This is a genomic window from Pseudomonas sp. zfem003 (assembly GCF_032621675.1).
GTDB classification, from domain to species: Bacteria; Pseudomonadota; Gammaproteobacteria; order Pseudomonadales; family Pseudomonadaceae; genus Metapseudomonas; species Metapseudomonas otitidis.
This window is the reverse complement of the sequence record NZ_JAVYJG010000008.1, coordinates 253,427-271,529: the sequence shown is the minus strand read 5'-3', so window position 1 is coordinate 271,529 and position 18,103 is coordinate 253,427. Positions and strand designations below refer to the sequence as shown.

Below are 18,103 nucleotides of genomic sequence, written 5' to 3'. Positions count from 1 at the left end.
GGAGCGAGCTCTGCTCGCGAAGCCTCCGGCCCGGTAGCCCGGGCTTCAGCCCGGGAGCGGCGTGGCACGTCCCGGACTGAAGTCCGGGCTACATCAGGCTCACACATGGGGCTGCGGGGGACTCCGATGGTGGGCTGAAGCGGAACGCCGCCCGGCCCCCCCTACGGGGAATGCCCCTGAATCGCGTGGTAACACCCAATGGGAGAGGCGAATTCATTCGCGAAACAGCTCCCGGCGCAAACGCGCTAGCCCGCAGCCCGCTCCGACGGCCGCCGCGCACCGGCTACCAGCTTGTCCACCGTCTTCGCCGCCGCAGCCATGCCGAAGCTGGCGGTGACCATCATCACCGCGCCAAAGCCGCCGGCGCAGTCCAGCTTCACGCCTTCCCCCACGAAGCTCTTCTGCTGGCACACCGAGCCATCGGGCTTGGGGTAGCGCAGCTGCTCGGTGGAGAACACGCAGGGCACGCTGTAGGTGCGCCCCGGCGTGCGGGAGAAGTTGTAGTCGCGGCGCAGCATGGAGCGCACCTTGGCGGCCAGCGGGTCATTGAAGGTCTTGTTCAGGTCCGTGACCTGGATCTGCGTCGGGTCCACCTGGCCGCCGGCGCCGCCGGTGGTGACGATCTGGATCTTGCGCCGCTTGCACCAGGCGATCAGCGCCGCCTTGGCCGCCACGCTGTCGATGCAGTCGATCACCGCGTCCAGCTCCACAGTGATGTACTCAGCCATGGTCTCGCGGGTGACGAAGTCGGCCACCGCATGGACCACACAGGCCGGGTTGATGGCGCGGATGCGCTCGGCCATCACCTCCACCTTGGCCTTGCCGACACTGCCGGCGATGGCATGCACCTGGCGGTTGGTGTTGGTGATGCAGACGTCGTCCAGGTCGAACAGGGAAATCTCCCCGACCCCGGAGCGTGCCAGCGCTTCGGCCGCCCAGGAACCGACGCCGCCGATGCCGACCACGGCCACATGGGCGGCCTGCAGGCGCGCGAAGCCTTCCTGGCCGTAGAGGCGGGCGATACCGCCGAATCGTTCGTCTGTCATCTCGTCACTCCGTCGCCCACTGGCGGGCGGCGCGCATTATAGGAAGGGCCCCGCTCCGCCCCAAGCCCATCCCGGCTGAATGGCAGCCCATAGATTCGCCCTGGGTCGGCCGACGCTATAGTCCCTGCACACCGACAGGGGGAGCCCCATGCGTAACTTCACCTTCTACAACCCGACCCGCATCCACTTCGGCGAAGGCCAGATCGCCAAGCTGTCCCGGGAGATTCCCGCCGGCAGCCGGGTGCTGGTCACCCACGGCGGCGGCAGCATCTTCCAGAACGGCGTGTGGCAGCAGGTGGAGCAGGCGCTGGCCGGCTACAGCCTGGTGCGCTTCGCCGGCATCGAGCCCAACCCGCAGTTCGATACCCTGGTGCGCGCCGTCGAACTGGCCCGCCAGGAGCAGTGCGACTTCATCCTCGCGGTGGGCGGCGGTTCGGTGATCGACGGCAGCAAGTTCATCGCCGCCGCCCTCTGCCATGACGGCGACCCACTGGACCTGCTCACCGGCACCCGCGCCCAGGCCGCCGTGCCGCTGGGCTGCGTGCTGACGCTGGCGGCCACCGGCTCGGAGAGCAATCCCCACGGTGTGGTCACCCACGTCGCCCACCAGGAGAAGCTGCCCTTCTCCAGCCCGCTGCTGTACCCCCGCTTCGCCATCCTCGACCCGCGCACCACCTTCAGCCTGCCGCCCCGGCAGATCGGCAACGGCGTGGTGGACGCGTTCGTCCACACCCTGGAGCAGTACCTCACCTACCCCGCCGACGCGCCCCTGCAGGACCGCCAGGCCGAGGGCCTGCTGCTGACCCTGATCGAGGAAGGCCCCAAGGCCCTGGCCAACCCCGAGGACTACGCCGTGCGCGCCAACCTCATGTGGTGCGCCACCCAGGCCCTGAACGGCCTGCTCGGCTGTGGCGTCCCCCAGGACTGGGCGACCCACATGATCGGCCACGAACTCACCGCCCTCTATCACCTGGACCACGCCCAGACCCTGGCCGTGGTGCTGCCCGCGCTGCTGGACGAACGCCGCGACGCCAAGCGCGAGAAGCTGCTGCAGTACGCCGAGCGGGTCTGGGGGCTGAGCGGTGACGAGGCGGCGTGCATCGACGGTGCCATCCACGCCACCCGCGCCTTCTTCGAGCGCATGGGCGTGCCGACCCGCCTGGCCGACCATGGCCTCGACGCCGACGCCATTCCCCGTGTCCTGGCCCAGCTGGAACGCCACGGCATGACCGCCCTTGGCGAGCGTCGCGACCTGGATCTGGCGGCCAGCGAACGCATCCTGCTGAAGGCGCTCTGACCCCCTTCGCAGCGGTGCCGTGCACACCGCTGCGAAACTTCCGCAGGCGCCGAAGGACAAAGGGTTTGTGCAGCGACGGAGCGGTACGTCTATCGTTCGTACACAATCTATACAGTCGCCGGACGCCGGAGTAGCATGCGCGCCGACCAGCGCTCGCTGGCGCTATCTCCCCCGTTCCACGCTTCGGAACCCGAAATCCCTATGTCATCGCGTAAATTTGGTCTCAACCTGGTGGTCTTCGTGGCGGTCGCCGCGTTGTTCACCGGACTCTGGGCGCTCTACAACCGTCCGGTCAGCGCGCCCGACTGGCCCGAACAGATCTCCGGCTACTCCTACTCGCCGTTCCGCGCGGACCAGAACCCGCAGCAGAACCGCTACCCCACCGACGAGCAGATCCGTGAAGACCTGGAGCTGCTGAGCAAGCAGACCGACAACATCCGCACCTACTCGGTGGACGGCACCCTGGCGGACATCCCCCGCATCGCCGAGGAATTCGGCCTGCGCGTGACCCTCGGTATCTGGATCAGCCCGGACGAAGCACGCAACGAGCGCGAGATCACCAAGGCCATCGAGATCGCCAACACCTCCCGCAGCGTCGTTCGTGTGGTGGTGGGCAACGAAGCCCTGTTCCGCCGCGAGATCAGCCGCAAGGACCTCTCCGCCTACCTCGACCGCGTACGCGCCGCCGTGAAGGTGCCGGTGACCACCTCCGAGCAGTGGCACATCTGGCTGAAGTACCCGGAGCTGGCCAACCACGTCGACCTCATCGCCTCCCACGTCCTGCCCTACTGGGAATTCATCCCCATGCAGGACTCCACCCAGTTCGTGCTGGAGCGCGCCAAGGACCTGAAGAAGGCCTTCCCGAAGAAGCCGCTGCTGCTGTCCGAAGTGGGCTGGCCGAGCAACGGCCGCATGCGCGGTGGCGCCGACGCCACCCAGGCCGACCAGGCCATCTACCTGCGTACCCTGGTCAACGCCCTCAACGCCCAGGGCTACAACTACTTCGTGATCGAGGCTTTCGACCAGCCGTGGAAGGCCAGTGACGAAGGCTCCGTGGGCGCCTACTGGGGCGTCTACAACCTCGACCGCCAGCCCAAGTTCAACTTCGAAGGCCCGGTGATCGCCATCCCGCAATGGCGCATGCTCGCCGTCGCCTCGGTGGTCATGGCCCTACTGGCCCTGGCCCTGACCCTGATCGACGGCAGCGCCCTGCGCCAGCGCGGTCGCACCTTCCTCACCTTCGTCGCCTTCGCCGGCGGTTCCGCCCTGGTGTGGATCGCCTACGACTACAGCCAGCAGTACAGCACCTGGTTCAGCATGACCGTCGGCGTGCTGCTGGGCATCGGCGCCCTGGGCGTGTTCATCGTGTTGCTCACCGAGGCCCACGAGCTGGCCGAGGCCGTGTGGGTCCGCGCCCGTCGCCGGCCGTTCATGCCGGTGCTGGCCGACAGCGCCTACCGTCCCAAGGTCTCCATCCACGTGCCGTGCTACAACGAGCCGCCGGAGATGGTGAAGCAGACCCTCGACGCCCTGGCCAACCTCGACTATCCGGACTTCGAAGTCCTGATCATCGACAACAACACCAAGGACCCGGCCGTGTGGGAGCCGGTGCAGGCCTATTGCGAACAGCTCGGCCCGCGCTTCCGCTTCTTCCACGTGGCTCCGCTCGCCGGCTTCAAGGGTGGCGCGCTGAACTACATCCTGCCGCACACCGCCCCGGACGCCGAAGTGGTCGCGGTGATCGACTCGGACTACTGCGTCAACCGCAACTGGCTGAAGCACATGGTCCCGCACTTCGCCGACCCGTCCATCGCCGTGGTCCAGTCCCCGCAGGACTACCGCGACGGCAACGAGAACACCTTCAAGAAGCTCTGCTACGCCGAGTACAAAGGCTTCTTCCACATCGGCATGGTGACCCGCAACGACCGCAACGCGATCATCCAGCACGGCACCATGACCATGATCCGCCGCAGCGTGATGGACGAACTGCAGTGGGCCGACTGGACCATCTGCGAGGACGCCGAGCTGGGCCTGCGGGTGTTCGAGAAGGGCTACGCCGCCGCCTACGCCCACGACAGCTTCGGCCAGGGCCTGATGCCCGACACCTTCATCGACTACAAGAAGCAGCGCTTCCGCTGGGCCTACGGCGCCATCCAGATCATGAAGGGCCACGCCCGCAGCCTGTTCATGGGCAAGGACTCCGAGCTCAAGCGCGGCCAGCGCTACCACTTCATCGCCGGCTGGCTGCCGTGGATCGCCGACGGCCTGAACATCTTCTTCACCGTCGGTGCCCTGCTCTGGTCGGCCGCGATGATCATCGTGCCGCAACGGGTCGACCCGCCGCTGCTGATCTTCGCCATCCCGCCGCTGACGCTGTTCTTCTTCAAGCTCGGCAAGATCGTGTTCCTCTACCAGCGTGCGGTGGGGGTCAACCTGAAGGACGCCTTCTGTGCCGCCATCGCCGGCCTGGCGCTGTCGCACACCATCGCCAAGGCGGTGCTGTACGGGTTCTTCACCAAGACCATCCCGTTCTTCCGCACGCCGAAGATGCGCACCAATCACGGCCTGCTGATGGCCCTGGCCGAAGCCCGCGAGGAAGTGTTCATCATGCTGCTGCTGTGGGGGGCCGCCATCGGCATCGCCATCGTGCAGGGCCTGCCCAGCTCCGACGTGAAGTTCTGGGTCGCCACCCTGCTGGTGCAGTCGCTGCCCTACGCTGCCGCACTGGTCATGGCACTGCTGTCCTCGGCGCCGAAACCGGTGGTGGCCGAGCAGCCCCAACCCGCCGCGGCCTGACCTCCGCGAGCGTCCTAAACGGCGGCCAATGGCCGCCGTTTATGTTTTAAGATGTCGCCCTTTTCCGCCTTGCCGCCCCGGAGCCCCTGCATGACCGCCCTCTCCCCCACCCTGGAACTCGCCTGCGACCTGATCCGCCGCCCGTCGGTCACCCCGGTCGACGAAGGCTGCCAGGACCTGATGATGCGCCGCCTGGAAGCCGCCGGCTTCCGCATCGAACGCATGCGCATCGAAGAGGTGGAGAACTTCTGGGCGATCCGTGGCGGCGAGGGCCCGGTGCTGTGCTTCGCCGGCCACACCGACGTGGTGCCCACCGGCCCGGTGCAGGCCTGGCAACACCAGCCGTTCGAGGCCCTGGTGGACGAGCACGGCATGCTCTGCGGCCGTGGCGCCGCCGACATGAAGGGCAGCCTGGCCGCCATGGTGGTGGCGGTGGAGCGCTTCGTTGCCGAGCACCCGGACCACAAGGGCGCCATCGCCTTCCTCATCACCAGCGACGAGGAAGGCCCGGCGCACCATGGCACCAAGGCCGTGGTGGAACGCCTGGCCGCCCGTGGCGAGCGCCTGGACTGGTGCATCGTCGGCGAGCCCTCCAGCACCACCCTGGTGGGCGACGTGGTGAAGAACGGCCGTCGCGGTTCCCTCGGCGCCACCCTCACCGTGCGCGGCGTGCAGGGCCACGTGGCCTACCCGCACCTGGCGAAGAACCCGATCCACCTGGCCGCCCCGGCGCTGGCCGAACTGGCGGCGGAGCACTGGGACGACGGCAACGCCTTCTTCCCGCCCACCAGCTTCCAGGTCTCCAACCTCAATGCCGGCACCGGCGCGACCAACGTCATTCCCGGTGAACTGAAGGCGGTGTTCAACTTCCGCTTCTCCACCGAATCCACCGTCGAAGGCCTGCAGCAGCGGGTCAACGCCATCCTCGACAAGCACGGCCTGGACTACCACGTGGAGTGGGCCCTGTCCGGCCTGCCGTTCCTCACCGAGCCCGGCGAGCTGCTGGACGCGGTGGCCGCCAGCATCAAGGCCGTGACCGGCCGCGAGACCACGCCCTCCACCAGCGGCGGCACCTCCGATGGCCGCTTCATCGCCACCATGGGCACCCAGGTGGTGGAACTCGGCCCGGTCAACGCCACCATCCACCAGGTCAACGAACGCGTCCTGGCCAGCGACCTGGACCTGCTGACTGACATCTACCAACAGACCCTCGTCCGCCTGCTGGCCTGATCATGCTCACCTGCCCCCTCTGCCAGGGCGCCCTCACGGCGCTCGACAACGGCGTCGCCTGCCCCGCCGGCCACCGCTTCGACCGCGCCCGCCAGGGCTACCTCAACCTGCTGCCGGTGCAGCACAAGAAGAGCCGCGACCCGGGCGACAACGCCGCCATGGTGGAAGCCCGCCGGCGCTTCCTCGATGGCGGCCACTACGCCCCCCTGGCCCGCCGCCTGGCAGAACTGGCAGCCGAGCGCCAGCCGGGCCGCTGGCTCGACATCGGCTGTGGCGAGGGCTACTACACCGCCCAGCTCGACGACGCCCTGCCGGAAGCCGACGGCTACGCGCTGGACATCTCCCGCGAGGCGGTCAAGCGTGCCTGCCGCCGTACACCCAGCCTCACCTGGCTGGTGGCGAGCATGGCCCGCGTGCCACTGGCCGATGCCAGCTGCCAGTTGCTGGCCAGCGTCTTCAGCCCGCTGGACTGGCAGGAAGCGCAGCGCCTGCTGGCCCCGGGCGGCGGCCTGCTGCGCATGGGCCCGACCCGCGGCCATCTGATGCAGCTGCGCGAGCGCATCTATGACGAGGTGCGCGACTACGACGACCAGAAGCACCTGGCGCTGATTCCCGCCGGAATGGCCCTGGCCCACAGCGAAACCCTGGAGTACACCCTGCACCTGGACAGCGCCGAGGCCCGTGCCGACCTGCTGGCGATGACGCCCCACGGCTGGCGTGCCAGCGCCGAGCGCCGCGCTGCGGTGATCGCCGAACCGTTCGACGTGACGGTGTCTATCCGCTACGACTGGATCGTCAAGGCCTAGCCCCGGCGGGCTCGAAATAGCGCCCACTCCCCCTTAAACTTGCAGCCTCACGAGTGACCGCCCCGCGCACCGGCCGGGGCCCCGCCAGGACATTCCCATGCGCCAACCCGATATCGAGATCTACCTGAAGGACGCCGAACAGGACGCCGTCACCGCCTGGCTGACCGAAGCCATCGGTCCCTGCAGCGACTGGCAGGCGCGTGGCCAGACCTTCAAGTGCCGCGCGGGCGACATCCCGGTGACCTGGCTACCCAAGGCCGTGGGCAAGTGGCACAGCCTCCTGCTGGAAAGCGATGCAACCCCCTGGGACAGCGACCTGGCCTGCGCCCAGGCGGCCCACCAGGCGCTGGGCGTGGAGATCCGCTGCGCCCCCGGCGGCTGGGACGAAGCCCAGGGCGAGGAAGACGCCGACCGCTGGCTCAAGGTCAATGCCGACGGCGTCAGCGAGATCACCTGGCGTACGGACTGACCCCTCCCGCTGCAGACGAACCCGGCCCCGGCCGGGTTCTTTCATTCCGGCCCCCTTACGCCGCCTTGTTCATGAAGCCTCTGCAGCTTCATCCCCGAATCAGCCGCTGCACATCGTCTTCGGATTCGACACCCCCCGCGCGAAATGACCTACACGCGGAGCAGACGGACGGACTTTGACAATCATTCTCATTCTAATTAGTATCGCCATCCATCGAAGCCAACCACAGGTGCCGGTCCCCATGTACGTCTGCCTCTGCCAAGGTGTCACCGACGGTCACATCCGCGAAGCGATCTACGAAGGTTGCTGCAGCTACCGTGAGATTCGCGAGACGCTCGGCGTCGGCACCCAGTGCGGCAAATGTGCCTGCCTGGCCAAGCAGGTGGTGCGCGAGACCCTCACCGAGGTTCAGAGCAGCCAGGCCGCCCTCGCCTACCCGGCCACTTTCGTACCGGCCTGAACACCCCCTTATGAAGAACCGGACCTCGAGTCCGGTTTTTTTATGCCCGCAAATCAAGCAGTTAGCGACAAGACGCAGACTTGAAGCGTTCGTATTCACATTCAAATTATCTTATATATCAAGCACTTACGTTGACACCTCGGCGGAACTGGTTAAAATTCCGTCACTCAACCCCTTGCGTGGCAGGACCCCCTCATGAAAGGCGACAAGAAAGTCATCCAACATCTCAACAAGATCCTCGGCAACGAACTGGTGGCCATCAACCAGTACTTCCTGCACGCCCGGATGTACGAGGACTGGGGCCTGAAGAAGCTCGGCGAGCACGAGTACCACGAGTCCATCGACGAGATGAAGCACGCCGACAAGCTCATCAAGCGCATCCTCTTCCTGGAAGGCATCCCGAACCTGCAGGACCTGGGCAAGCTGATGATCGGCGAGAACACCAAGGAAATGCTCAGCAGCGACCTGAAGCTGGAGCACAACGCCCTGCCGGACCTGAAGGCCGCCATCGCCTACTGCGAGAGCGTCGGCGACTACGGCAGCCGCGAGCTGCTGGAAGACATCCTCGAGTCCGAGGAAGAGCACATCGACTGGCTGGAAACCCAGCTGGGCCTGATCGAGAAGGTCGGCCTGGAGAACTACCTGCAGTCGCAGATGGACGAGTAAGACACCCGCCCATGAAAAAGCCCCGCATCAGCGGGGCTTTTTCATTTCAGCGGGAGGCTCAGGCGCCGGCCTTGCTCACCGCATCCTTGATCAGTTGCTGCAGCTCGCCCTTCTCGTACATCTCGACGAGGATGTCGCTGCCGCCGACCAGCTCACCCGCCACCCACAACTGCGGGAAGGTCGGCCAGTTGGCGTACTTGGGCAGGTTGGCGCGGATTTCCGGGTTCTGCAGGATGTCGACGTAGGCGAACTTCTCGCCACAGCCCATCAGGACCTGGGCAGCACGGGCGGAGAAACCGCACTGGGGAGCATTGGGAGAGCCCTTCATGTACAGCAGGACGGTGTTGTTGGCGATCTGCTCTTTGATGGTTTCGATGATATCCATGGCTACCTCGGCTGAACTATCCGACTACAGGGTCGGCGCGGTGGCGGCATTGTAACGGAAGTCCGAGCATGTCGCTCGGACTTGCACGGTCACTTTTCAGGCCGCCACCACCTCCACCGGCACGCCATTCAGCGCGGCATTGCCGGACACGACATCGAGGAACCGCTCGTCGGTCAGGTCATTGGCACTGGCCCCTGGCAACTCGGTGGCGATGGCCATCATAACACCGGGCCGCCCATGGCCCCAGCCGTGGGGCAGGCTCACCACACCGGGCATCATCTCCAGGCTCGCGGCCACCTCCACCTCGATGCTGCCGACCCGCGAACGCACCCTCACCCGCTGGCCATCGCTCAGCCCGCGCCGGGCAAGATCGTCCGGGTGCATGAGCAGCTGGTGGCGCGGCTTGCCCTTCACCAGGCGGTGGTAGTTGTGCATCCAGGAGTTGTTGCTGCGGACATGCCGCCGGCCGATCAGCACCAGCTCGCCGGCCACCGGAGCGGGTTGCTCGGTGAAGCGTGCCAGGTCCTGCATGAACAGCGCCGGGTCGGCCACCACGCGGCGCGCCTCGGTCTTGAGGCGGCCGGCCAGGTTCGGCTTGAGCGGCCCCAGGTCCAGCCCGTGGGGGTGCTCCGCCAGGCGCTCGACGGAAAGCCCCCAGCTGGAGCGCTCGCCATAGGGGCCGAAGCGCAGCCCCATGTCGATCATCTGCCGAGGCGGCAGGGTCGGCTTCAGCTCCACGCCGGTGCGCGCCGCGAAGGCCTTCGCCAGCCCGACGAAGATCTCCCAGTCATCCAGCGCACCAGCCGGCTTGGCCAGCACCGGCTCGTTGAAACGGGTGACGTTGCGCACCGCGAACAGGTTGAAGGTGGTGTCGTAGTGGTCGTGCTCCAGCGGCGCGGTCGGCGGCAGGATCAGGTCGGCGTAGCGCGTCGTCTCGTTGATGTAGAGGTCGACGCTGACCATGAACTCCAGCCCGTCCAGCGCCTGCTCCAGGCGCCGCCCATTGGGGGTGGAGAGCACCGGGTTGCCGGCCACGGTGACCAGGGCGCGGATCTGCCCTTCGCCTGGGGTCAGCATCTCCTCGGCCAGGGCCGAGACGGGCAGCTCGCCGCCGTACTCAGGCAACCCGGAGACGCGGCTGTGCCAGCGCCCGAAGTGGCCGCCGGAGGTGGTCGACACCAGGTCCACCGCCGGCTCGGTGCAGAGCACACCGCCGGCCTGGTCAAGGTTGCCGGTGACCAGGTTGATCACCTGGATCAGCCATTGGCACAGGCTGCCGAACGCCTGGGTGGACACGCCCATGCGCCCGTAGCACACCGCCCGTTCGGCAGCGGCGAAGTCGCGCGCCAACTGGCGGATCACCGAGGGCTCGATGCCGCAACGCGGCCCCATGGCCTCGGCGGTGAAGGGCACCACGGCCTGACGCACGGCGTCGAGGCCATCCACCGGCAGGTGGCTGGCCCGGCCGAGCTCCTCCTCGAACAAGGTGCTGAGCATGCCCAGCAGCAGGGCGGCGTCCTGGCCCGGCCGCACGAACAGGTGCTGGTCGGCGATGGCGGCCGTCTCGCTGCGCCGCGGGTCCACCACCACCAGGCGCCCGCCCCTGGCCTTGATCGCCTTCAAGCGCTTCTCCACGTCCGGCACCGTCATGATGCTGCCGTTGGAGGCCAGCGGATTGCCGCCGAGGATCAGCATGAAATCGGTGTGGTCGATGTCCGGGATCGGGATCAGCAGCCCGTGGCCGTACATCTGGTGGCTCACCAGGTGGTGGGGCAACTGGTCCACCGAGGTGGCGGAGAAGCGGTTGCGGGTCTTCAGCAGGCCGAGGAAGTAGTTGCTGTGGGTCATCAGCCCGTAGTTGTGCACGCTGGGGTTGCCCTGGTACACGGCGACCGCCTGCTGCCCGTGGCGGGCCTGGATATCGGCCAGTCGCTCGGCCACCAGCGCAAAGGCCTCGTCCCAACCGATGGGCTGCCACTCGCTGCCCGCCCGGCGCATGGGCTGGCGCAGGCGATCAGGGTCGTTCTGGATGTCTTGCAGGGCCACGGCCTTGGGGCAGATATGCCCACGGCTGAAGCTGTCCTGCGGGTCGCCCTTGATGGAGAGGATGTGCCGCGAGCCGTCCGCCCGGTCCTCGGTTTCGATGGCCAGGCCGCAGATGGCCTCGCACAGGTGGCACGCACGGTAGTGAACGGACTTGGTCATGGCCTTGCCTCATGTTCTTGTTCGAGACGACCGGTCGGGTCGCAATCGCTGAACTATGGAAGCAGGGCTGCCGCTTGACCAGCGGCTTAAGCGATGTGAATCGGCAGGCATCAAGCCTGCCGATTCGGGTGGTGCGGGCTTACTTGATGGAGCGGATGGTGCCCTTGTTGCCCACGACCTTGGCGCTGACTTTCTTGAACACGAAGTAGTCGTCGATGTTCAGCTCGTAGCGCGGGGCGACGATCAGGTCGGCGCCGGAGTTCTTCACGGCCTTGAAGGCAGCAGCGGACTTCACCGCGCCAACCGGATCGGGACCGAACGGCAGGCCGGCGGAGGCGCCGCCGTAGGTGACGCCGTCAGCGAACTGGCTGTCGCCACCGAACTGGATGAAGTTGAACAGGATGTTCACTTCGGACTGCCCGCTGATCGACTCACCGACGGCAACGTCGGCTTTCAGGTCGGTCTGGACTTCGGCTTCCAGGGCGGAAGACGGCTGGCTGATGTGGTAGCTGCTGCAGCCGGTTACCGAAGCAATCAGCGCCATCAGGGCAGCGGGCATCAGGAACTTTTTCATGTGGTACTCCATGTCTGGGAATGTGCCTCGGTCCTGTTCCACGTCTTGATGGACCGAGCCCCGGACCGGGTCCGATCCGGGGAGGCGACACCCTACAGCCCTGGTTTTTTTCCCATCAGTTCATGACTTCCCAAGCTGCCGTCAGGCTACTCCCCGCCGCTTCGACGAAGCATCTGCGGGGCAATTTGCGCCTATGCGTAATTTCCTTATAAGATCGCGCCTTCCCCATTCCGTCGCCCCCGAGCGGCCCAGCCCGCCGGTCCCGCCTGCTTTTCCTCGAAAAACCCGGCCCGGACTTGCGGCCAGCGGCAACAAAAAAGGTAGTCAGCAATGAGCGCAAGGCATTTTCTCTCCCTGATGGATTGCACCCCCCAGGAGCTGAGCAGCCTGATCCGTCGAGCCATCGAGCTGAAGGACCTGCGCCATCGAGGGGTGCTCTACGAACCGCTCAAGAGCCGCGTGCTGGGGATGATCTTCGAGAAGGCCTCCACCCGTACCCGCCTGTCCTTCGAGGCCGGCATGATCCAGCTCGGCGGCCAGGCGATCTTCCTGTCCCCGCGTGACACCCAGCTGGGCCGTGGCGAGCCGATCAGCGACTGCGCCATCGTCATGTCGCGCATGCTCGATGCGGTGATGATCCGCACCTTCGCCCACAGCAAGCTGGTGGAGTTCGCAGCCCATTCCCGCGTGCCGGTGATCAACGGCCTGTCGGACGACCTGCACCCCTGCCAGTTGCTGGCCGACATGCAGACTTTCCAGGAGCACCGCGGCTCGATCCAGGGCAAGACCGTGGCCTGGATCGGCGACGGCAACAACATGTGCAACTCCTATATCGAGGCGGCGATCCAGTTCGACTTCCACCTCAACGTCGCCTGCCCCGAGGGCTACGAGCCCAGTGCCGCGCTGGTGGCCCAGGCCGGCGAGCGTGTCCGCGTGATGCGCGACCCTCGCGCAGCGGTGCGTGGCGCCCACCTGGTGAGCACCGACGTCTGGACCTCCATGGGCCAGGAAGAGGAAACCGAACGGCGCCTGGCCCTGTTCGCGCCCTACCAGGTGAACAAGGAAATGCTGGACCTGGCCGATGAAGCGGTTATCTTCATGCACTGCCTGCCAGCACACCGGGGCGAGGAAATCAGCATGGACCTGCTGGACGATCCCCGTTCAGTGGCCTGGGACCAGGCAGAAAACCGCCTGCACGCCCAGAAGGCGCTGCTGGAATTCCTCGTCGAACACGCGTCCAGAGCATGAGCCACGAACTGCTACTCAACCTGCGTGACCTGAGCTGCGGCTACCAGGATCAGCGCGTCGTCCAGAACCTCAACCTCCACCTCAACGCCGGGGACATCGGTTGCCTGCTGGGCCCCTCGGGCTGCGGCAAGACCACCACCCTGCGCGCCATCGCCGGCTTCGAACCGGTGCTGGAAGGCGAGATCAGCCTCGCCGGCGAGGTCATCTCCCGCGCCGGCTACACCCTCGCCCCCGAGCGGCGGCGCATCGGCATGGTGTTCCAGGACTACGCCCTGTTCCCCCACCTCACCGTGGAAGAGAACGTCGGCTTCGGCATCCGCAAGCACCCGCAGCGCGAGCGCATCGTCGACGAACTGCTGGAGCTGGTGAACCTCTCGGCCCTGGCCAAGCGCTTCCCCAACGAGCTGTCCGGCGGCCAGCAGCAGCGCGTCTCCCTGGCCCGCGCCCTGGCGCCTGAGCCGGCCCTGCTGCTGCTCGACGAACCCTTCTCCAACCTCGATGGCGAACTGCGCCGGCGCCTCAGCCACGAGGTCCGCGACATCCTCAAGGCCCGTGGCACCAGCGCCATCCTGGTCACCCACGACCAGGAGGAAGCCTTCGCCGTCAGCGACCAGGTCGGCGTGTTCAACAAGGGCCACCTGGAGCAGTGGGACACCCCCTACAACCTCTACCACGAGCCGGCGACCCCCTTCGTCGCCAGCTTCATCGGCCAGGGCTACTTCATCCGCGGCCAGCAACTGAGCCCCGACACCGTGCAGACGGAGCTGGGCACCATCCGCGGCAACCGCGCCTACACCTGGCCGGAAGGCAGTGCGGTGGACGTGCTGCTGCGGCCGGACGACATCGTCCCCGCCAGCGATGCCGGGCTGAAGGCCACCGTCACCGGCAAGACCTTCCTCGGCGCCGCCACGCTCTATCGCCTGCAACTGCCCACCGGCACCCAGCTGGAAGCCATCTTCCCGAGCCATGCCGACCACGCACCGGGCCAGGAAGTGGGCATCCGCATCGCCGCCGATCACCTGGTGGTGTTCCCCGCCCAAGGCAGCGTCGCCGCCCAGTTACCGGCACAGGACAGCGGCGTCCGTCGCTACGTCACCGCCAGTTGATCCCGCCGCGCGTCGGCGAGCCGCTCAAGGCTCGCTGACGCCGTAGCGCCCCATCACCTCACGCAGCTTGCCGTTCTCCCGGTAACGGGCCAGACCGTCCTCGAAGATCGCGGCGTAGCGGGCGCTGGCAGTCAGCGCCGGGGAAAAGGCCAGGTAGATGGCCACGTCCGGCGAACGGCAGCCCGCCAGGCGCAGGCGCTCCGAGGGCGGCAGGGTGGATTGCAGGTTGTCCATCACCCAGCTGTTCTCGATGGTCGCATCGAGCCGACCGTGACGGACCTTCTCCATGTTCATGTCCAGCGCCTGGTCGCCCGCCACCACCTGCACCCGGTCCCCACGACTGCGGTGCATGCGGATGTAGGTATCGATTTCCTGGCCGTAGCTGTAGCTGTTGATGCTGCCCAGGCGCACCTGCGGCAGCGAGGGCAGCCCCTGGTAGCGCCAAGTCGCGTCCAGCGCCGTGTAGAAGCACATGCGCGAGATGCCGGGCGCAGTAGGGGTGTAGACGAAATCCGGTGCATCCTGGATGCCGGCACCGATCACCGCGTTGACCTTGCCCGCCCGCGCATCGCTGAGTGCCCGGGCCCAATTGACCACCCGGTACTCCACCTCGATGCCGGACTCGGCAAAGATCTCCCGCGCTAGTTCGACGAAGATCCCCGGCCGGGGTGAATCGGGCTGGCAATTGATCGGGCACCACAGGTCACCGGCAATGACCAGGGTCTCCGCCTTCGACAAGCCGGAGGCGAACAGGGCGACCAAGCCGAATAGCAGGGCCGCGGGGGTTGAACGTGCATCCTGTGTGGTCAAGGCGAACTCCCTTCGTGAGCGGCCGACCAGGCGTGCAACTACCCCTGGGAAGCCTCGCTGCGTACTCGCTGGACGGCATCCAGCCATCCCTCGTAAAGCTTGGCCCGGTGGGCCTCCGCCATGCGCGGCGCAAAGCGCTGCTGGCGGTGCCAGTGACGGGCGATTTCGTCCAGATCCCGGTACAGCCCCGCCTTCAGGCCCGCCAGGTAAGCGGCGCCCAGGGCGGTGGTCTCGGTCACCTCGGGGCGTTCGACCGCCACACCGAGGATGTCCGCCAGGAACTGCATGACCCAATTGTTCTCCACCATCCCGCCGTCCACGCGCAGGGCGCTGGGCGCGGCGGCCCCGTCCTGGCGCATGGCTTCCAGCAGATCACGGGTCTGGTAGCACACCGACTGCAGGCCGGCGGTGACGATCTCCTTGATCCCGGTGTCGCGGGTCAGGCCGAAGATCGCGCCCCGGGCCTTCGGGTCCCAGTAAGGCGCCCCCAGGCCCGTGAAGGCCGGCACCAGATAGACGCCACAAGCATCCCCGGTCTGCTCCGCCAGCGCCTCGGTATCCCGGGCATGGCTGATCAGCTTGATGCCGTCACGCAACCACTGAACCGCCGCACCGGCAACGAAGATACTGCCTTCTACAGCGTAGGTCACCTTCCCATCCAGGCGGTAACCCACGGTGGTCAGCAGGCGGTTGCGCGAGGTCACCGGCGTGTCGCCGGTGTTCTGGATCATGAAACAGCCGGTGCCGTAGGTGCTTTTCACCATGCCCGGCTGGAAGCAGGCCTGGCCGATCAGCGCCGCCTGCTGGTCGCCGGCCATGCCCAGCACCGGGATGGCGCTGCCCAGCAGCCCGGCCTCGGTGATGCCGAACTCGGCGGAGCAGTCCAGCACCTCCGGCAGCAGGCTCGGCGGAATGTCGAACAGCTGGGTCAGGTGATCGTCCCAGCGCTGCTCATGGATGTTGAACAGCAGCGTGCGCGAGGCGTTGGTGGCGTCGGTGCGGTGCACCTTGCCGCCGGTCAGGCGCCACAGCAGGAAGCAGTCCACCGTGCCGAAGCGCAGCTCACCGCGCTCGGCGCGCTCACGGGCGCCCGGCACGTTGTCGAGGATCCAGCGCAGCTTGGTGGCCGAGAAATACGGGTCGATCAGCAAACCGGTACGCCGCGCCACTTCCTCGTCGTGCCCATCGGCCTTGAGGCTGGAGCAGTAGTCGGCGGTGCGGCGGTCCTGCCAGACGATGGCTGGGTGGATCGGCGTGCCGGTCTCGGCGTCCCATACCAGGGTGGTCTCGCGCTGGTTGGTGATGCCGATGGCCGCGATCTGCGATGCCTGCAGCCCGCTCTGGCGGATGGCCTCGCGGCAGACCTTGAGGGTCGTCAGCCAGATTTCCTCGCCGTCGTGCTCCACCCAGCCGTCCTTCGGGAAGTACTGCTTGAACTCCGTCTGGGCGCGGGCGACAGGCAGGCCCTGGGCACTGAATACGATGGCGCGACTGCTGGTCGTGCCCTGGTCGATGGCAAGAAGGTACTGGGCCATTCCGGCTTCCTTGTTGTTATGGAGGGGTCATTCCCGCCCGATGGCGGCGAACTGGGCCTGGGTGTGTTCGGCCAGCACCTGCGCCGCCAGCTCCACTTCCAGGCCACGCCGACCGGCGCTGACATGAATGGTGGGGTGGTCCAGCGCGGAGCGGTCGATGAAGGTGCGCAGGCGCTTCTTCTGCCCCAGCGGGCTGATGCCGCCCACCAGGTAGCCGGTGGCGCGCTGCGCCGCATCGGCCGGGGCCATGTCGGCCTTCTTGGCGCCCGCCGCATGAGCCAGGGCCTTCAGGTCAAGGCTGCCGGCCACCGGCACCACGGCCACCAGCAGCTCGCCCTTCTCGGTGGCCGCCAGCAGGGTCTTGAACACCCGCGCCGGGTCCAGCCCCAGCTTTTCCGCCGCCTCCAGGCCATAGGAGGGCGCCTTCGGGTCATGGGTATAGCTGAGCACACGGTGCTCGGCCTTGGCCTTCTTGAGCAGGTCGATGGCTGGGGTCATGTTCGATAGTGAAAACAATGCGACGAAGTGGTCGTACCTTAGCTGAAAAGTCGCTCTTCGACAGCCCGTCGCTATAATGCGCGTCAAAAATCCGGGACCCCGTTCATGACCCTGGCCCCCCGCCAACAGAACATCCTCGACCTCGCCCGCGAACGCGGCTACGTCAGCATCGACGAACTGGCCCAGGCCTTCGCGGTGACGCCGCAGACCATCCGCCGCGACATCAACCAGCTCGCCGAACAGGGCCTGCTGCGACGCACCCATGGTGGCGCGGCCGCCGATGCCTCGAGCATCCAGAACACCGCCTACGCCATGCGCGCCGGGCAGATGCGCGACGAGAAGCAGCGCATCGCCGAAGCCGTGGCGGCGCAGATCCCCGACCACGCCTCGCTGTTCATCAACATCGGCACCACCACCGAAGCCATCGCCCGCGAACTGATGGGGCACAAGGGCCTGAAGGTGATCACCAACAATCTGCACGTCGCCGCCCAGCTCGCCGACCGACCCGATTTCGAAGTGCTGGTGGCTGGCGGCACGGTGCGCAGCGACGGCGGCATCGTCGGCCCCTCGGCGGTGGACTTCATCCGCCAGTTCAAGGTCGACTTCGCCATCGTCGGCATCAGCGGCATCGACGAGGACGGCAGCCTGCTGGACTTCGACTACCAGGAAGTGCGCGTCTCCCAGGCCATCATCGACAACGCCCGCCAGGTGTTCCTCGCCGCCGACTCCAGCAAGTTCGGCCGCAACGCCGTGGTGCGCATGGGCTCCATCGCCCTGGTGGACCGCCTGTTCACCGACCACGCCCCCTCCCCAGCCCTGGCCCGGCTGATGGCCGAGCACAAGGTCCAGCTCGAACCGGTCTGACCCCGCCTGCCTTTCGTCGCCCATCCCGCCGTGACCGCTCGGCGGGGGTGGCGATTCGCCTTCGCTTCGTCTAGCATTTTTCGGAAACGAACATTCAAAGTTCACTTT

The 18,103-nt window shown here is 66.9% G+C and carries 17 protein-coding genes; 10 read left to right on the top strand and 7 right to left on the bottom strand.

Annotated elements, in window-relative coordinates; translation table 11 throughout:
- Positions 1-245: 245 nt before the first annotated feature.
- Complete coding sequence (gene tcdA / locus RTK35_RS20700) at positions 246-1,046, bottom strand: tRNA cyclic N6-threonylcarbamoyladenosine(37) synthase TcdA (protein WP_044414406.1); 801 nt, start codon at positions 1,044-1,046, stop codon at positions 246-248.
- 148 nt (positions 1,047-1,194) lie between these two features.
- On the opposite strand from tcdA, the gene RTK35_RS20695 reads away from it, so the two are divergent.
- The 7 genes from RTK35_RS20695 to bfr all read left to right on the top strand — a co-directional run bounded on the left by RTK35_RS20695 (position 1,195) and on the right by bfr (position 8,770).
- Complete coding sequence (locus RTK35_RS20695; RefSeq protein WP_316908865.1) at positions 1,195-2,343, top strand: iron-containing alcohol dehydrogenase; 1,149 nt, start codon at positions 1,195-1,197, stop codon at positions 2,341-2,343.
- Positions 2,344-2,544: 201 nt separating this feature from the next.
- The gene (locus tag RTK35_RS20690; RefSeq protein ID WP_044414409.1) at positions 2,545-5,139 is read left to right on the top strand and encodes a glycosyltransferase; all 2,595 of its coding nucleotides are present in this window, start codon (positions 2,545-2,547) and stop codon (positions 5,137-5,139) included.
- A gap of 90 nt (positions 5,140-5,229) precedes the next feature.
- Positions 5,230-6,369: a succinyl-diaminopimelate desuccinylase gene (gene dapE / locus RTK35_RS20685; RefSeq protein ID WP_142015219.1), complete on the top strand. Its 1,140-nt coding sequence runs from the start codon at positions 5,230-5,232 to the stop codon at positions 6,367-6,369.
- 2 nt (positions 6,370-6,371) lie between these two features.
- Positions 6,372-7,175, top strand: a complete 804-nt coding sequence (locus RTK35_RS20680) for a putative RNA methyltransferase (protein ID WP_316908864.1) — start codon at positions 6,372-6,374, stop codon at positions 7,173-7,175.
- A 97-nt stretch (positions 7,176-7,272) separates the two neighbouring features.
- Positions 7,273-7,644 (top strand): hypothetical protein, encoded by a 372-nt coding sequence (locus tag RTK35_RS20675; protein ID WP_044414416.1) that lies wholly within the window; start codon positions 7,273-7,275, stop codon positions 7,642-7,644.
- Between the two features lie 241 nt (positions 7,645-7,885).
- Positions 7,886-8,104 (top strand): bacterioferritin-associated ferredoxin, encoded by a 219-nt coding sequence (locus RTK35_RS20670; RefSeq protein ID WP_044414418.1) that lies wholly within the window; start codon positions 7,886-7,888, stop codon positions 8,102-8,104.
- 195 nt (positions 8,105-8,299) lie between these two features.
- Complete coding sequence (bfr, locus tag RTK35_RS20665; protein WP_044414420.1) at positions 8,300-8,770, top strand: bacterioferritin; 471 nt, start codon at positions 8,300-8,302, stop codon at positions 8,768-8,770.
- Between the two features lie 58 nt (positions 8,771-8,828).
- Here the strand turns inward: bfr and grxD are convergent, their stop codons facing one another.
- The 3 genes from grxD to RTK35_RS20650 all read right to left on the bottom strand — a co-directional run bounded on the left by grxD (position 8,829) and on the right by RTK35_RS20650 (position 11,934).
- Entirely contained in the window at positions 8,829-9,155 is a 327-nt protein-coding gene (grxD, locus tag RTK35_RS20660) for a Grx4 family monothiol glutaredoxin (RefSeq protein WP_044414422.1), read from the bottom strand.
- Positions 9,156-9,251: 96 nt separating this feature from the next.
- Positions 9,252-11,360 carry a molybdopterin oxidoreductase family protein gene (locus RTK35_RS20655; protein WP_316908863.1) on the bottom strand — a complete coding sequence of 703 codons (2,109 nt, stop codon included), beginning with the start codon at positions 11,358-11,360 and terminating at the stop codon, positions 9,252-9,254.
- 139 nt (positions 11,361-11,499) lie between these two features.
- Complete coding sequence (locus RTK35_RS20650) at positions 11,500-11,934, bottom strand: hypothetical protein (RefSeq protein WP_074973406.1); 435 nt, start codon at positions 11,932-11,934, stop codon at positions 11,500-11,502.
- A 330-nt stretch (positions 11,935-12,264) separates the two neighbouring features.
- Here RTK35_RS20650 and argF point away from each other — a divergent pair, with 330 nt between their 5' ends.
- Together argF and RTK35_RS20640 are read left to right on the top strand one after the other, a co-directional pair.
- A complete protein-coding gene (argF, locus tag RTK35_RS20645) occupies positions 12,265-13,182 on the top strand; it encodes an ornithine carbamoyltransferase (RefSeq protein WP_142015199.1) in 918 nt (305 codons plus the stop codon).
- Positions 13,179-14,288, top strand: a complete 1,110-nt coding sequence (locus RTK35_RS20640; protein ID WP_316908862.1) for an ABC transporter ATP-binding protein — start codon at positions 13,179-13,181, stop codon at positions 14,286-14,288. The genes argF and RTK35_RS20640 overlap by 4 nt, the downstream gene beginning before the upstream one ends.
- A gap of 24 nt (positions 14,289-14,312) precedes the next feature.
- Here RTK35_RS20640 and RTK35_RS20635 read toward each other — a convergent pair whose 3' ends face one another.
- Genes RTK35_RS20635 through ybaK form a run of 3 tightly spaced genes read right to left on the bottom strand, consistent with a single transcriptional unit; the run spans position 14,313 to position 17,131 of the window.
- Positions 14,313-15,098, bottom strand: a complete 786-nt coding sequence (locus tag RTK35_RS20635) for a substrate-binding periplasmic protein (protein WP_232060754.1) — start codon at positions 15,096-15,098, stop codon at positions 14,313-14,315.
- Between the two features lie 38 nt (positions 15,099-15,136).
- Positions 15,137-16,633, bottom strand: a complete 1,497-nt coding sequence (glpK, locus tag RTK35_RS20630) for a glycerol kinase GlpK (protein WP_316908861.1) — start codon at positions 16,631-16,633, stop codon at positions 15,137-15,139.
- Positions 16,634-16,660: 27 nt separating this feature from the next.
- Positions 16,661-17,131, bottom strand: a complete 471-nt coding sequence (gene ybaK, locus RTK35_RS20625) for a Cys-tRNA(Pro) deacylase (protein WP_044414438.1) — start codon at positions 17,129-17,131, stop codon at positions 16,661-16,663.
- Between the two features lie 105 nt (positions 17,132-17,236).
- On the opposite strand from ybaK, the gene RTK35_RS20620 reads away from it, so the two are divergent.
- On the top strand, positions 17,237-17,995 hold the full coding sequence (locus RTK35_RS20620; RefSeq protein ID WP_044414439.1) for a DeoR/GlpR family DNA-binding transcription regulator: 759 nt from the start codon (positions 17,237-17,239) through the stop codon (positions 17,993-17,995).
- Positions 17,996-18,103: the final 108 nt, after the last annotated feature.